Annotated in this window: 13 protein-coding genes and 1 pseudogene; 9 read left to right on the top strand and 5 right to left on the bottom strand. The window is 66.8% G+C overall.

Translation table 11 applies throughout. The features are described from left to right. The 3 genes from A5747_RS13255 to A5747_RS13245 are packed head-to-tail and all read left to right on the top strand — an operon-like array spanning position 1 to position 2,043. Positions 1 to 1,236 (top strand): cysteine desulfurase, encoded by a 1,236-nt coding sequence (locus A5747_RS13255; RefSeq protein WP_076124877.1) that lies wholly within the window; start codon positions 1 to 3, stop codon positions 1,234 to 1,236. Then, on the top strand, positions 1,233 to 1,721 hold the full coding sequence (gene sufU, locus A5747_RS13250; protein ID WP_139333349.1) for a Fe-S cluster assembly sulfur transfer protein SufU: 489 nt from the start codon (positions 1,233 to 1,235) through the stop codon (positions 1,719 to 1,721). Before A5747_RS13255 ends, sufU begins: the two co-directional genes overlap by 4 nt. Next, positions 1,696 to 2,043, top strand: coding sequence for a metal-sulfur cluster assembly factor (locus A5747_RS13245; RefSeq protein ID WP_076124873.1), 348 nt, complete (start codon positions 1,696 to 1,698; stop codon positions 2,041 to 2,043). The genes sufU and A5747_RS13245 overlap by 26 nt, the downstream gene beginning before the upstream one ends. A 24-nt stretch (positions 2,044 to 2,067) precedes the next feature. On the opposite strand, the gene A5747_RS13240 is transcribed toward A5747_RS13245, so the two are convergent. The 3 genes from A5747_RS13240 to A5747_RS13225 all read right to left on the bottom strand — a co-directional run bounded on the left by A5747_RS13240 (position 2,068) and on the right by A5747_RS13225 (position 5,578). Beyond that, positions 2,068 to 2,817 (bottom strand): DUF5666 domain-containing protein, encoded by a 750-nt coding sequence (locus A5747_RS13240; protein WP_076124871.1) that lies wholly within the window; start codon positions 2,815 to 2,817, stop codon positions 2,068 to 2,070. A 91-nt stretch (positions 2,818 to 2,908) separates the two neighbouring features. Further along, positions 2,909 to 3,670 (bottom strand): DUF5666 domain-containing protein, encoded by a 762-nt coding sequence (locus A5747_RS13235; protein WP_233148038.1) that lies wholly within the window; start codon positions 3,668 to 3,670, stop codon positions 2,909 to 2,911. A gap of 78 nt (positions 3,671 to 3,748) precedes the next feature. Further along, positions 3,749 to 5,578 carry an acyl-CoA dehydrogenase gene (locus tag A5747_RS13225; protein WP_076124867.1) on the bottom strand — a complete coding sequence of 610 codons (1,830 nt, stop codon included), beginning with the start codon at positions 5,576 to 5,578 and terminating at the stop codon, positions 3,749 to 3,751. 128 nt (positions 5,579 to 5,706) lie between these two features. On the opposite strand from A5747_RS13225, the gene trxA reads away from it, so the two are divergent. The 4 genes and pseudogenes from trxA (at position 5,707) to A5747_RS13205 (ending at position 8,861) form a co-directional block, all read left to right on the top strand. Beyond that, positions 5,707 to 6,057 carry a thioredoxin gene (gene trxA / locus A5747_RS13220; RefSeq protein WP_076062904.1) on the top strand — a complete coding sequence of 117 codons (351 nt, stop codon included), beginning with the start codon at positions 5,707 to 5,709 and terminating at the stop codon, positions 6,055 to 6,057. Between the two features lie 19 nt (positions 6,058 to 6,076). After that, positions 6,077 to 6,904: pseudogene (locus A5747_RS13215) on the top strand (enoyl-CoA hydratase); the annotation flags it as partial. 23 nt (positions 6,905 to 6,927) lie between these two features. Then, positions 6,928 to 8,565, top strand: coding sequence for an ABC-F family ATP-binding cassette domain-containing protein (locus tag A5747_RS13210; RefSeq protein WP_076124863.1), 1,638 nt, complete (start codon positions 6,928 to 6,930; stop codon positions 8,563 to 8,565). 104 nt (positions 8,566 to 8,669) lie between these two features. Next, complete coding sequence (locus A5747_RS13205; RefSeq protein WP_076062898.1) at positions 8,670 to 8,861, top strand: helix-turn-helix domain-containing protein; 192 nt, start codon at positions 8,670 to 8,672, stop codon at positions 8,859 to 8,861. 67 nt (positions 8,862 to 8,928) lie between these two features. Here A5747_RS13205 and A5747_RS13200 read toward each other — a convergent pair whose 3' ends face one another. Next, positions 8,929 to 9,510, bottom strand: a complete 582-nt coding sequence (locus tag A5747_RS13200) for a TetR/AcrR family transcriptional regulator (RefSeq protein ID WP_076115746.1) — start codon at positions 9,508 to 9,510, stop codon at positions 8,929 to 8,931. 14 nt (positions 9,511 to 9,524) lie between these two features. Further along, positions 9,525 to 12,344, bottom strand: a complete 2,820-nt coding sequence (locus A5747_RS13195; RefSeq protein ID WP_076124861.1) for an aconitate hydratase — start codon at positions 12,342 to 12,344, stop codon at positions 9,525 to 9,527. 196 nt (positions 12,345 to 12,540) lie between these two features. Between A5747_RS13195 and A5747_RS13190 the strand changes: the two genes are divergently transcribed. Both A5747_RS13190 and A5747_RS13185 read left to right on the top strand, forming a co-directional pair. Then, complete coding sequence (locus A5747_RS13190; protein ID WP_076124860.1) at positions 12,541 to 13,089, top strand: DUF6676 family protein; 549 nt, start codon at positions 12,541 to 12,543, stop codon at positions 13,087 to 13,089. Positions 13,090 to 13,327: 238 nt separating this feature from the next. Then, a partial coding sequence (locus A5747_RS13185; RefSeq protein ID WP_369805089.1) for a coiled-coil domain-containing protein occupies positions 13,328 to 14,060 on the top strand: 733 nt, incomplete at its 3' end.

Genomic DNA, 14,060 nt, shown 5'->3' with positions numbered 1-14,060 from the left:
ATGTTGGACGTCGCGGCCATCCGTGCCGACTTCCCGATCCTCAAGCGCATCATGCGCGGGGGAAACCAGTTGGCGTACCTGGATTCCGGCGCCACGTCGCAACGCCCGCTGCAGGTGCTCGACGCCGAACGCGAATTTCTGGTCACCTCCAACGGCGCCGTGCATCGCGGTGCGCACCAGCTGATGGAAGAGGCCACCGACGCCTACGAACAGGGGCGTGCCGACATCGCGGCGTTCGTCGGCGCCGATACCGGCGAGCTGGTCTTCACCAAGAACGCCACCGAGGCGCTCAACCTGGTGTCCTATGTGCTGGGCGACAATCGGTTCGAGCACGCGGTGTCCGAGGGCGACGTCATCGTCACCACCGAGCTGGAGCACCACGCCAACCTGGTCCCGTGGCAGGAGCTGGCACGGCGCACCGGGGCCACGTTGCGCTGGTACGGCGTGACCGACGACGGGCGCATCGACCTGGACTCGCTGCGCCTCGACGAGCGGGTCAAAGTCGTTGCGTTCAGCCACCATTCCAATGTCACCGGCGCGTTGGGCCCGGTGGCCGAGCTGGTTGCCCGCGCCAAGAATGTGGGCGCGCTGACCGTGCTGGACGCGTGCCAATCGGTGCCGCACGAGCCGGTCGACTTTCATGCGCTCGGCGTCGACTTCGGCGCGTTCTCGGGGCATAAAATGCTGGGCCCCAACGGGATCGGCGTGTTGTACGGTCGCCGCGAGTTGCTCGAGGTGATGCCGCCGTTCCTCACCGGCGGTTCGATGATCGAGACGGTGGCGATGGAAGCCTCGACCTACGACGCGCCGCCGCAGCGCTTCGAGGCCGGCACCCCGATGACGTCGCAGGTGGTCGGGCTGGCCGCCGCCGCCCGCTATCTCGGCGACGTCGGCATGAACGCCGTCGAAGCCCACGAACGCGATCTGGTCGCCGCGACCATCGAAGGACTCTCCGCGATCGATGCCGTGCGCATCCTCGGACCGATGTCGATGGAAAACCGTGGCTCGCCGGTGTCTTTCGTCGTCGACGGGGTGCACGCGCATGACGTCGGCCAGGTGCTCGACGACGCGGGCGTCGCGGTGCGCGTCGGACACCACTGCGCGTTGCCGCTGCACCGCAGGTTCGGCCTGGCCGCCACCGCGCGAGCGTCGTTCGCGCTGTACAACACCGCCGACGAGGTCGATCGATTGGTGGCCGGCGTGCGCCGGGCCGTGGACTTCTTCGGGAGAGACTGACCGTGCGTCTTGAGCAGATCTATCAGGACGTGATCCTCGATCACTACAAGCACCCGCAACACCGCGGACTGCGGGAGCCGTTCGCCGCGCAGGTCTTTCACGTCAATCCGGTCTGCGGCGACGAGGTGACCCTGCGGGTGACGTTGTCCGACGACGGGGAGACCGTCGCGGACGTCTCCTACGACGGGCAGGGCTGTTCGATCAGCCAGGCGGCCACCTCGGTGCTCACCCAACAGGTGATCGGCCAGAGCGTCGGCGAGTCACTCAAGACGGTCACCGCGTTCACCGAAATGGTCTCCTCGCGGGGAACCGTCGAGGGTGACGAGGACGTCCTGGGCGACGGCATCGCGTTCGCCGGAGTGGCCAAATACCCGGCGCGCGTGAAATGCGCTCTGCTGGGCTGGATGGCTTTCAAAGACGCACTGGCGCAAGCGGTTACAGACCTCAAGGAGGGTAGGGATGAGCGAAACCACCGCGCAGGATGACGAACTGCTCGCCGACGTCGAGGAGGCGATGCGCGATGTCGTCGACCCCGAACTGGGGATCAACGTCGTCGATCTGGGGCTGGTCTACGGCCTGAACGTCGAGGAGGGCGACGAAGGAACCGTCGCCCTGATCGACATGACGTTGACCTCGGCGGCCTGTCCGCTGACCGACGTCATCGAGGATCAGTCACGCAGCGCCCTGGTCGGCGCCGGCTTGGTCGACGACCTGCGGATCAACTGGGTGTGGAACCCGCCGTGGGGCCCGGACAAGATCACCGACGACGGCCGCGAACAGCTGCGTGCACTCGGCTTCACCGTCTGAATTCGTTCCTCCCCTTAGATCCCTTTAGAAGTGCAAGGGGAGATGCGGCAGGTGCGGCAGGTGGTGGTGCGGGTGCCCCATCGGTGGGCAGGCCTCGAGGCTGATCATGACGGCATGAAGCACGCCGCCGTCCTGGATTCCCTGCGCGCCCAAGCACTTTCCGTTCGTTATTGCATCGGCGCCGGAAGGCGTCTGCCTCTTGTATGAGGTCGAGTCGGTCACCGTCACATTGGTGGGCGTCGGTTGGGGACCCAAGCCGCTGACGGCGATGGTGTTACCCGAGACCGAGCTGACCGTGCCGTAGAACCCGGCAGGCGGTGGGCACTTGCCGTCGACGGGCGCGGTGATGATCACCGATTGCGCGGTGATCGCGCCGGGGGTGGGTGTGCTTTGCGGGGTGGCGCGCACGTTGACACAACTGCCGGCGGTCACGTCGGTCAGCTTGGCCGGGGTCACGTCGGCGACCCGGGTCGACGGCGCGTAGTCCACCGTCGCGGACCCGGTGCGGGTCCTCAGGCCGATCGTGCCGCCCGACACCGATTCGACCAGGCCTTCGACGTAGTCCTTGGCCGCGGGCGGCGGTGCCGGCGCCGGGGCGGGCACGGCGCTCGGAGCCGGGCTCGGCGGGAGCGCGGTGACGGTCGGCTTTCCGGGGCTGCTCGTGTTCGACGCGTTGTTCGAGGGGCCGCACATAGCGACGCCCACCACGATGGCGACCAGGACCGCGACGATCCCGAATTGCGCCAGCCGGGGTTTGCTCGAGATGGTAGGCATCGACGTTTTCTCCGATCACCCGTTTAGCCTGGGCACTCGGATACCCACCGAAGCACGGTTTCAGCTAAACCCGCGACCGATGTGAGGGCAATCACCCGCCGTGCGGGGGCTTGCCCGGGGCCGGGCATTTGCCGTCGTTGGCGGCGCGCAGCTTGATCGTCGTCGCCTGCAACGTGCCGCCGCCGTCCAGCGTGCCGCGCGCGTTGACGCACTTGCCAGCTGCGATCGCGTCCGGTGTGGCGGTGGTCAGCTTCGAGTACTTGGTCTTGTCGTCGGTGGTGACGGTCGTCTGTGTGGTGTTGCCGCTGGCGTCGGCGCCCGCGACGGTGATGCTGGTACCCGTCACCGAGGCGACCGAGCCGCGCAGCGCCTTGGGCTTGACGGGCGCCGGCGCGCCGGACGGTGGCGTGGTGGTGGAAGCCTGCGGCGACTCCTTGCCCGGCGGGCAAGTCCCGTTGACGGACGGGCTGAGGCGCACGGACGCCGCGGTGACCGGCTGGTTGGCCTGGATTTCCTGGGTGGGCCGCACGCTGATGCAGCTGCCCGAGGTGACATCGCTGAGCGTGGCCGGGGCGACCTCGGTGACCTTGGTCGTCGAGGTGAAGTTGACGGCGGCGTTGGTGTTGTCGTCCTTGGTGACCTGGATGGAATTACCGGCCACCGACGCGATCAGGCCGATGACCGAAGCCTCGCCCTGGGCGGGTGCCCGCGAGGTGCTCGTCGACGTCACCGTCGACGTCGAGGTGGACGTCGACGCCGGAGTCGAGTTGTTCGATGAGCCGCACGCCGCGGCGGACAGCGCGGCGGCGCCGGTGGCGGCGAGGATGGCGAACCGGGTAAGCGTGACGGGCATCAAGGTTTCTCCCCTCGTGGTTGGACCACGGAAAGGTGTACCCGTTTAAGCTGTGCCCGACCTGTGCGCGTTGCGCCGCTAGAACGCATCCTCGGGGAGGCGCATGATCTCGTCGTCGATGGTCTCGATGACGTGGCGCAGCGAGGTCAGCCGCGGAAGCATATTCCTGGCGAAGAACGCCGCGGTGGCCACCTTGCCCTGATAGAACGCCTCGTCGTCCTTCGCCGGCCCGTTGGTTAGGGCGGTGTGGGCGATACCGGCCTGAGCCAGCAGGCGCCAGCCGATGAGCAGGTCGCCGATGGCGAGCAGGTATCGCACCGATCCCAGTCCGACCTTGTAGATGTCGGTGGGGTTCTCCGCGGCGGACATCAGGTATCCGGTGAGGGCCCCTGTCATCGCCGTGGCATCGTCCAGCGCGGTTTGCAGCAGCTCGGCCAGTGGTTTCAGCGCCTCGTCACAGGTATCGATGGTTCGGCTGATCTGAGCCGTCACGAACTGCAGGGCCTCGCCGCGGTCACGGACGATCTTGCGGAAGAACAGGTCCAGCGCCTGGATGGCGGTGGTGCCCTCGTAGAGCGAATCGATTTTGGAGTCGCGGATGTATTGCTCCAGCGGATAGTCGACCAGGAAGCCCGAGCCGCCCAGCGTTTGCAGCGACTCCGTCAGGAATTCGTAAGCCCGTTCCGAACTCACCCCCTTGACGATCGGCAGCAGCAGGTCGTCCACCCGGTGCGCCATGTCGTGATCTGCGCCCGAAACCCGTTGCGCCACAGCATCATCCTGATGCGCGGCCGCGTACAGGTACAGCGCCCGCAGCCCCTCGGCGTACGCCTTCTGGGTCATCAGGCTGCGGCGCACATCGGGGTGGTGCATGATCGTGACCCGCGGCGCGGTCTTGTCGGCCATCTGCGTGAGGTCCGCGCCCTGCACCCGTTCCTTGGCGAAGGCCAGCGCGTTGAGATAGCCCGTCGACAACGTGCCGGCGGCCTTGACGCCGATCGTCATGCGGGCGTGCTCGATCACCGTGAACATCTGCGCGATCCCGTTGTGCACGCCGCCCACCAGATAGCCGACGGCGGGCACATCGGTTGCGCCGAAAGTCATTTCGCACGTCGGAGAGGACTTGATGCCCATCTTGTGTTCCAGCCCGGTGGCGAAAACGCCGTTGCGGGCCCCGAGTTCGAACGTGTCGGGATCGAAAAGGTAGTTGGGCACGTAGAACAGGCTCAACCCCTTGGTGCCCGGGCCGGCGCCTTCGGGCCGGGCCAGCACGAGGTGGAAGATGTTCTCGGCGGTGTTGCCCACGTCGCCGCCCGAGATGAACCGTTTCACCCCGTCGATGTGCCAGGTGCCGTCCGGTTGTTCGACGGCCTTGGTGCGGCCGGCCCCGACATCGGAGCCCGCATCGGGTTCGGTGAGCACCATGGTGGATTGCCAGCCGCGCTCCACGCCGGCCGCCGCCCAGCGCCGCTGCTGCTCGTCGCCCTCGATGTAGAGCGCCTGAGCCAGCACGGGACCCAGGTTGTAGAAGTTCGCCGAGGGATTGGCGCAGATGATCATCTCGTTGACGGCCCACGCCAGGGGCGCGGGCGCGGGCATGCCACCGATCTCCTCGGCCAGACCCAGGCGCCACCAGCCCGCCTCCTTGATGGCTTGCACCGTCTTGGCCAGCTCGGGAGCCACGCTGATGGTGTGGCCCTCCGGGTCGAATTCCGGCGGGTTGCGGTCGGCAAAGGCGAAGGATTCGGCGACCGGTCCCTCGGCCAGGCGAGCCGCCTCGGTCAATATCGTGCGGACCGTGTCGGCGTCGAGGTCGGCATAGCTGCCGGTGCCGAGTACGGCGCCGATGTCAAGGACCTCGAACAGGTTGAACTCCAGGTCGCGCACGTTAGCGATGTAGTGGCCCAAGGCAATTCCCTCGCTGGTCGGATGGCGGGCGGATGGTCCGCCGTAAGTGTGTCCGACGTGGGAAAACGTACGCAACCGTAACCTTGCGGCGTGGGAACATCGGGGCCGCTCCGGGCGTTAGGCGGATTGTGACAACACGCGATCTCACCGCCGAGGTGTTCAACGAGACCATCGAGGGCAACGACATCGTCCTCGTCGACTTCTGGGCTTCGTGGTGCGGACCATGCCGCCAGTTCGGGCCGACGTTCCAGGCATCGTCGGAGAAACACCCCGACATCGTGCACGCCAAGGTGGACACCGAAGCCGAACAACAGCTGGCCGCGGCCGCCCAGATCCGCTCCATCCCCACGCTGATGGCGTTCAAGAAGGGCAAGCTGCTCTTCAATCAGGCCGGGGCCCTGCCGCCCGCGGCGCTGGAGGACCTGGTGCAGCAGATCAAGGCCTTCGACGTCGACGCGGCCGAAGCCGAGCAAGGCTGACACCGCGGTTTTTCCGGGTGCGCGCTACCGTTCACGGGTGAGTTTGGTACTCGTTGAACAGCCGCGGCCCGGCGTCGCCGTGATCACCCTCAATCGCCCCGAGCGCATGAATTCCATGGCGTTCGACGTCATGGTGCCGCTCAAGGAGGCCCTGGAGAAGGTCACCTTCGACAATTCCGTGCGCGTGGTCGTGCTGACCGGCGCGGGCCGGGGGTTTTCTTCGGGCGCCGACCACAAATCCGCCGGTACGGTGCCGAACGTCGACGGCTTGACCCGCCCGACCTACGCGCTGCGCTCCATGGAAGTGCTCGACGACGTCATCCTGTCGCTGCGGCGGTTACACCAACCCGTGATCGCGGCGGTCAACGGCCCGGCGATCGGCGGTGGCCTGTGCCTGGCCCTGGCCGCCGATATCCGGGTGGCGTCGACCAACGCCTACTTCCGCGCCGCCGGCATCAACAACGGGCTGACCGCCAGCGAACTCGGGCTGAGCTACCTCTTGCCCAGGGCCATCGGATCGTCGCGCGCGTTCGAGATCATGCTGACCGGCCGCGACGTCTCGGCCGAGGAAGCCGAGCGCATCGGGCTGGTGTCGTGCCAGGTGCCCGAAGACCAGTTGCTGGACACCTGCTATGCGATCGCGGCCCGGATCGCGGCGTTCTCGCGGCCCGGAACCGAATTGACCAAGCGCACACTCTGGAGTGGACTGGACGCCGGTAGCCTGGAAGGGCACATGCAAGCCGAGGGCTTGGGACAGCTTTTCGTCCGTCTGCTCACCGCCAACTTCGAAGAAGCGGTTGCCGCACGCGCAGAACGCCGCCCGCCGGTCTTCACCGACGACAAATAATCCTTCATGTCAGGAGAGCCATCGTGATCACGGCCATGGACCTCGAGGTCCGCGCCGGCGCGCGCATCTTGCTCTCACCCGACGGCCCGGATTTGCGGGTGCAGCCCGGCGATCGCATCGGGCTGGTCGGACGCAACGGCGCGGGCAAGACCACCACCCTGCGCATCCTGGCGGGCGAGAGCGAACCATATGCCGGTTCGGTCAGCCGGATCGGCGAAATCGGTTACCTGCCACAGGATCCCAAAGAGGGCGATCTGGACGTGCTGGCCCGCGACCGGGTGCTCTCGGCCCGCGGTTTGGACGTGTTGCTCACCGACCTGGAAAAGCAGCAAGCGTTGATGGCCGAGGTCGCCGACGACGACGCGCGCGACCGCGCGATCCGCCGCTACGGCCAGCTGGAAGAGCGGTTCGTGGCGCTGGGTGGCTACGGGGCCGAAAGCGAAGCCGGGCGCATCTGCGCGAGTCTCGGCCTGCCGGAGCGGGTGTTGACGCAGCAACTGCGCACGCTGTCCGGCGGGCAGCGCCGCCGCGTGGAGCTGGCGCGCATCCTGTTCGCGGCGTCCGAAGGAGGAGCGGGTGCTTCAGGTTCACAGACCACGCTGCTGCTGGACGAGCCGACCAACCACCTCGACGCGGATTCGCTTGGCTGGCTGCGGGATTTCCTGCGGGCACACACCGGCGGGTTGGTGGTCATCAGCCACAACGTCGAATTGATCGCCGACGTCGTCAACCGGGTGTGGTTTCTGGATGCCGTGCGCGGCGAGGTCGACGTCTACAACATGGGCTGGCAGAAATATCTCGACGCCCGCGCCACCGACGAACAGCGCCGCCGCCGCGAACGCGCCAACGCCGAACGCAAGGCCGCCGCGCTGCGCACGCAGGCCGCCAAACTCGGCGCCAAGGCCACCAAAGCCGTTGCGGCGCAAAACATGTTGCGCCGCGCCGACCGGATGATGGCCGCCCTCGACGAGGAACGGGTCGCCGAGAAGGTGGCCCGCATCAAATTTCCCACCCCGGCCGCCTGCGGCCGCACGCCACTGGTGGCCACCGGGTTGGGCAAGTCCTACGGATCGCTGGAAGTGTTCGCCGGTGTCGATCTGGCGATCGACCGCGGCTCACGGGTTGTCGTGCTGGGGCTCAACGGCGCCGGCAAGACCACGCTGCTGCGGTTGCTGGCCGGCGTCGAGCATCCCGACACCGGCGGGCTCGAGCCGGGACACGGTTTGCGGATCGGGTATTTCGCGCAGGAGCACGACACCCTCGACGACGACGCGACGGTGTGGGAGAACATCCGGCATGCCGCACCGGATTCCGGTGAGCAGGATCTGCGCGGCCTGCTGGGAGCTTTCATGTTCAGCGGTGCGCAGCTCGACCAGCCGGCCGGCACCCTGTCCGGCGGGGAGAAGACCCGCCTCGCACTGGCCGGACTGGTGGCGTCCACGGCGAACGTGTTGTTGCTCGACGAGCCGACCAACAACCTCGACCCCGCGTCGCGCGAACAGGTGCTCGACGCGCTGCGCAGCTATCGCGGCGCGGTGGTGTTGGTGACGCACGACCCCGGTGCGGCCGAGGCGCTCGATCCGCAACGTGTCGTGCTGTTGCCCGACGGCACCGAGGACTACTGGTCGGACGAGTATCGGGATCTGATCGAGCTGGCTTGATCTTGATGTGGCCGCGGCGGATTCGGCGAAACCGCCCACGCGGCCGACGGCGGGTTCTTACCCTATGTGCTTGGGATCGTGTTTCAAGCCTGGAGGGGCCCCAAGTGAGAAAGTCGAAAAAGACGCGCGACCAGATGCTGCATGAGCTACGCAACGCCTATGAAGGCGGGGCCAGCATCCGCAACCTGGTTGCCACTACCGGCAGGTCGTACGGTTCGATTCACAGCATGCTGCTGGAGTCGGGCACCACGATGCGCAGCCGGGGCGGGCCCAACCACACCTCGCGTTCCCGATAGACCCGCTGCGCGGGGCGAAGCGACGTAACGTCACTGCGATATTTCCCTCCCCTCAGTCGCAGTGCCGTTACGCTCGCGGCCCAGAATCGTTGCGGCGCACCGAATTTTCGACCAGGTCGAGGACCGCGGCCAGCCGCCGGGGATCCTCGCCGGACGCCAATCGCGCGACCAGTCCGTCTAGAACCAGTTCCAGGTAGCACTGCAACACGTCGCCGGGCACGTCGTCGCGCACCCGGTGCGCTTCCTTCTGCCGGCGCAGCCGATCGGTGGTCGCCGCCGCCAGTTCCGCGGAGCGCTCCGCCCAGCCGCGGCTGAACGCCGGGTCGTTGCGCAGCTTGCGCGCGATCTCCAGCCGGGTGGCCAGCCAGTCGTACTGGTCGGGTGCGGCGAGCATGTCGCGCATCACCTGGATCAGACCCTCGCGGGAGGCGACGTCGGCCATCCGCTCGGCGTCTTCGTGCGCCAGCGCGAAGAAGAGTGCGTCCTTGTCGCGGAAGTGGTGGAAGATCGCGCCGCGCGACATCCCGATCGCCTGCTCCAGCCGCCGCACGGTGGCCCGGTCGTAGCCGTGTTCGGCAAAGCACCGGCGGGCGCCGTCGAGGATCTGACGGCGGCGAGCCGCCAGATGGTCCTCGCTGACTTTTGGCACGGGCTGGTCCGGGCTTAGCCGGATTTGAGCATGTTGCGCAGCACGTACTGCAGGATGCCGCCGTTGCGGTAGTAGTCGGCCTCGCCGGGCGTGTCGATGCGCACCACCGCGTCGAACTCGATTGGATCGCCGGCTCCGTCGTCTTTGCTCGCCTTGACGTGCACCGTCTTGGGCGTCTTGCCGTCGTTGAGCGCCTCGATGCCGGTGATGTCGAAGACCTCGGTGCCGTCCAGCCCCAACTCCTCGGCCGACTTCCCTTCGGGGAACTGCAGCGGGATGACACCCATGCCGATCAGGTTGGAGCGGTGGATGCGCTCGAACGACTCGGCGATCACCGCCCGCACGCCCAGCAGCAGCGTGCCCTTGGCCGCCCAGTCCCGCGACGAGCCGGAGCCGTACTCCTTGCCGCCCAGTACCACCAGCGGAATGTCCTGTGCCGCATAGTTTTGCGCCGCGTCGTAGATGAACGCCTGCGGGCCGCCGTCCTGGGTGAAGTCGCGGGTGTAGCCGCCGGCGACGTCGTCGAGCAGTTGGTTGCGCAGCCGGATGTTGGCGAACGTGCCGCGGATCATCACCTCGTGGTTGCCGCGCCGCGAGCCGAAGGAGTTGTAGTCCTTGCGGTCCACGCCGTGCTCGTCGAGGTACTGCGCGGCCGGGGTGCCCGGCTTGATGCTGCCGGCCGGGGAGATGTGGTCGGTGGTCACCGAGTCGCCGAGCAGCGCCAGCACCCGCGCGCCGCTGATGTCCTTGACCGGCTCGGGGTCGGCCGACATGCCCTCGAAGTACGGGGGCTTGCGCACGTAGGTCGAATCCTCGTTCCACTCAAAGGTATTGCCGCTCGGCGTGGGCAGGTTGCGCCACCGCTCGTCGCCCTTGAACACGTCGGCGTAGTTCTTGGTGAACATCTCTTGGTTGATCGCGGAGGCGATGGTGTCCGACACGTCCTTCTGCGACGGCCAGATGTCTTTGAGGAAGACGTCGTTGCCGTCCTTGTCCTGGCCCAGGGGCTCGGATTCGAAATCGAAGTCCATGGTCCCGGCCAGTGCGTAGGCGACCACCAGCGGCGGCGACGCGAGGTAGTTCATCTTCACGTCGGGGTTGATGCGCCCCTCGAAGTTGCGGTTGCCCGAGAGCACGGCCGCCACGGAGAGGTCGTTGTCGTTGATCGCCTTCGAGATCTCGTCGGGCAGCGGACCCGAGTTGCCGATGCAGGTGGTGCAGCCGTAGCCGACCAGATAGAAGCCGAGCTTCTCCAAATACGGCCATAGGCCGGCCTTCTCGTAGTAGTCGCTGACCACCTGCGAGCCCGGCGCCATCGAGGTCTTCACCCACGGCTTGGAGGCCAGTCCCTTCTCGACGGCGTTGCGGGCCAGCAGCGCCGCGCCCAGCATCACCTCGGGATTGGAGGTGTTGGTGCACGACGTGACCGCGGCGATCACCACCGCGCCATGGTCGATCACGAACTCGCCGAGTTCCTCGGACTTCACCGTCACCGGGGTGCTCACCCGTCCCTTGGCGTGCTTGGCGGCCGACTCCACCGGCTTGTGGTCGTCGGCGTGGCCGTTGTTCAGGGCGCCCGGGTCGCTGGCCGGGAAGGTCTCGTCGACCATTTCGTCCAGCTTCGAGTAGTCCTTCTTGTCGGGGTCGTCGCCGACGTAGTCGCAAATCTGCTCGCGGAACGTGGATTTGGCGTCGGACAGCGCGATTCGGTCCTGCGGGCGCTTGGGCCCGGCGATCGACGGCACCACGTCGCCGAGGTCGAGCTCGAGGTATTCGGAGAACTCGGGCTCGTGCTTTGGGTCGTGCCACATCCCCTGCTCTTTGGCGTAGGCCTCGACCAATGCAAGCTGCTCGGGCTTGCGTCCGGTGAACTTCAGGTAGTCGATCGTCTCTTGGTCGATCGGGAATATCGCTGCGGTGGAACCGAATTCGGGGCTCATGTTGCCCAGGGTGGCGCGGTTGGCCAGCGGCACCTCGGCCACACCCTCGCCGTAGAACTCGACGAACTTGCCGACCACACCATGCTTGCGCAGCATCTCGGTGACGGTCAGCACCACGTCGGTGGCCGTGACGCCGGCCTGAATCTCGCCGGTCAGCTTGAAGCCGACGACGCGGGGGATCAGCATCGACACCGGCTGACCGAGCATCGCGGCCTCGGCCTCGATGCCGCCCACGCCCCAGCCCAGGACGCCGAGGCCGTTGACCATCGTGGTGTGCGAGTCGGTGCCGACGACGGTATCGGGGTAGGCCACCCCGTCGCGTTCCATCACGACGCTGGCGAGGTATTCGATGTTGACCTGGTGCACGATGCCGGTGCCCGGCGGCACGACCTTGAAGTCGTCGAACGCGCCCTGGCCCCAGCGCAGGAACTGGTAGCGCTCGCCGTTGCGCTCGTACTCGATTTCGACGTTGCGCTCGAACGCGTCGGCCCGGCCGAACAGGTCGGCGATCACCGAGTGGTCGATCACCAGATCGGCCGGCGCCAGCGGATTGACCTTGTCCGCGTCGCCGCCCAGGTCGCCGATCGCCTCGCGCATGGTGGCCAGGTCGACGATGCAGGGCACGCCGGTGAAGTCCTGCATCACCACGCGCGCCGGCGTGTACTGGATCTCAATGCTGGGCTCCGCCTTGGGATCCCAATTCGCGATGGCCTCGATGTGGTCCTTGGTGATGTTGCTGCCGTCCTCGTTGCGCAGCAGGTTCTCGGCGAGGACTTTGAGGCTGTAGGGGAGTTTCTCCGTATTGGGGACGGCGTCGAGGCGATAGATCTGGTAACTCTTGTCGCCGACCTTGAGGGTGTCGCGGGCTTCGAATGAGTTCACAGATTCAGTCACTTCAACTCCCAAGATTTAGTTCTTCCGCCGACGGGCCGTGTCGGCGGTGCGGTGCTACTTTAACAGTACGCTTGTCCTGTATTAGAGCGGGCCCCGTAGTTCCAGTCTTGTCGCGAGCGGCGCGCGTTTAAACCCCTTGAGGCTAAGTCGCGTACGGTGCCTGTAGCACTGGGCGAGCGGCGGCAGGAGGGACGCGATGGGCGGGCACGATTCCTTGGTTCTGCCGCTGTATATCCCGCAGGACGTCGACATGGCGGCCGTCAAGGCTCAGGTCGCGGCGACGGGGGTCAGCGCGCCGCCGGATGCGGTGCCGGCACTGCTGGGCATCGTCAACCAGGCGCACGCCGAGGGCATCAACCTCAAGATCGTCCTGCTCGATCACAACCCCCCGAACGACACACCGCTGCGCGACATCTCCACCGTCGTCGGCGCCGACTACCACGACGTCACGGTCCTCACGCTCAGCCCGAGCTACGTCGGCAGCTACAGCACGCACTTCCCGCGGGTGACGCTGGAGGCCGGCGAGGATATCGCCAAGACCGGCAATCCCACGGTCTCGGCGCAGCATTTTTTGAATGAGCTGAACGGCCCCGAATTCCCCTGGACCGGCTTGACGATCGCCTTGCTGATCGGGGTGCTGGCCGCGGCCGTCGGCACCAGGCTGCTGCAGCTGCGCGCGAAGCGATCAGCAACGTCGCCCCAAGCGGGGGATCCTCAACCGGATGAGCCCAGTCAGGGCGTTTAACCGGCGTTTCCGGCTCGGCCGGTCTTCATGAGCGTGGCCTGCGCGTCTAAGCGGCAAACACCGCAGGTCACCGTTCGGTCACAGTAAACGCACTTCCCGAGTGCAGTTTGTTGCTCGCGTTTCCATAGCGTGTGGTGTGACGTACGGTGCAAATGATGCTCTTGTTGTCTTTGGCGCTTTCCGAGAAGTCTGTGATTTGCGTCGCCTGTCCGCGCTGAGCCATAGGAGACCGAGTCGAATGACACGCACCCCCCGTGGCTTCTCCGTGCGATCACTCGCCAGGCTGCTCCGGCCGGTCGTTCCGTCGGTCGTGTGCGCCGCGCTGTTGGTCTGCACCCCGGGTCTGGCAAACGGTGACCCCAACGCCGACAAATTGGCCGCGCTGATCGCGAACGTCGCCAAGGCCAACCAGCGCATGGAAGATCTCAGCGCCGAAATCCAGACCGCGCAGGAAAGCGTCAACAAGGCTCTCGTCGACGTGGAGACAGCGCGGGACAACGAGATCGCCGCCCAACACGACCTCGACGCCAGTCAGCAGGGGGTCAAAGACGCCAACGCGGCGATCGCCGCGGCCCAGCACCGCTTCAATACCTTTGCGGCGGCCACCTATATGAATGGGCCGTCGGGCGCCTACCTGACCGCGACCAGCCCCGAAGACATCATCTCCACCGAAACCGCGGCGAGAACCCTGACCGCTAGCTCGCAAGCGGTGATGGACAACCTGCAGCGGGCCCGGACCGACCAGGTGAACAAGGAGTCGGCGGCGCGGCTGGCCAAACAGAAGGCGGACAAGGCCGCGGCCGACGCGAAGGCCAGCCAGGACGCCGCGGTGGCCGCGCTGACCGACTCGAAGCGCAAGTTCGATGAACAGCGCGCTGAGGCCAGTCGCCTGGCGGCCGAGCGCGATGAGGCGCAGGCCAAACTCCAGCAGGCCAGGCTCGAGGCCGCTCATTGGTCGGCAGGGGCGGGCG

The sequence above is a fragment of the Mycobacterium sp. IS-836 genome, from assembly GCF_001954275.1.
In the GTDB taxonomy this organism is placed as follows: Bacteria; Actinomycetota; Actinomycetes; order Mycobacteriales; family Mycobacteriaceae; genus Mycobacterium.
The sequence above is the reverse complement of the archived record's forward strand: the minus strand, read 5'-3'. Positions and strand labels throughout refer to the sequence as shown.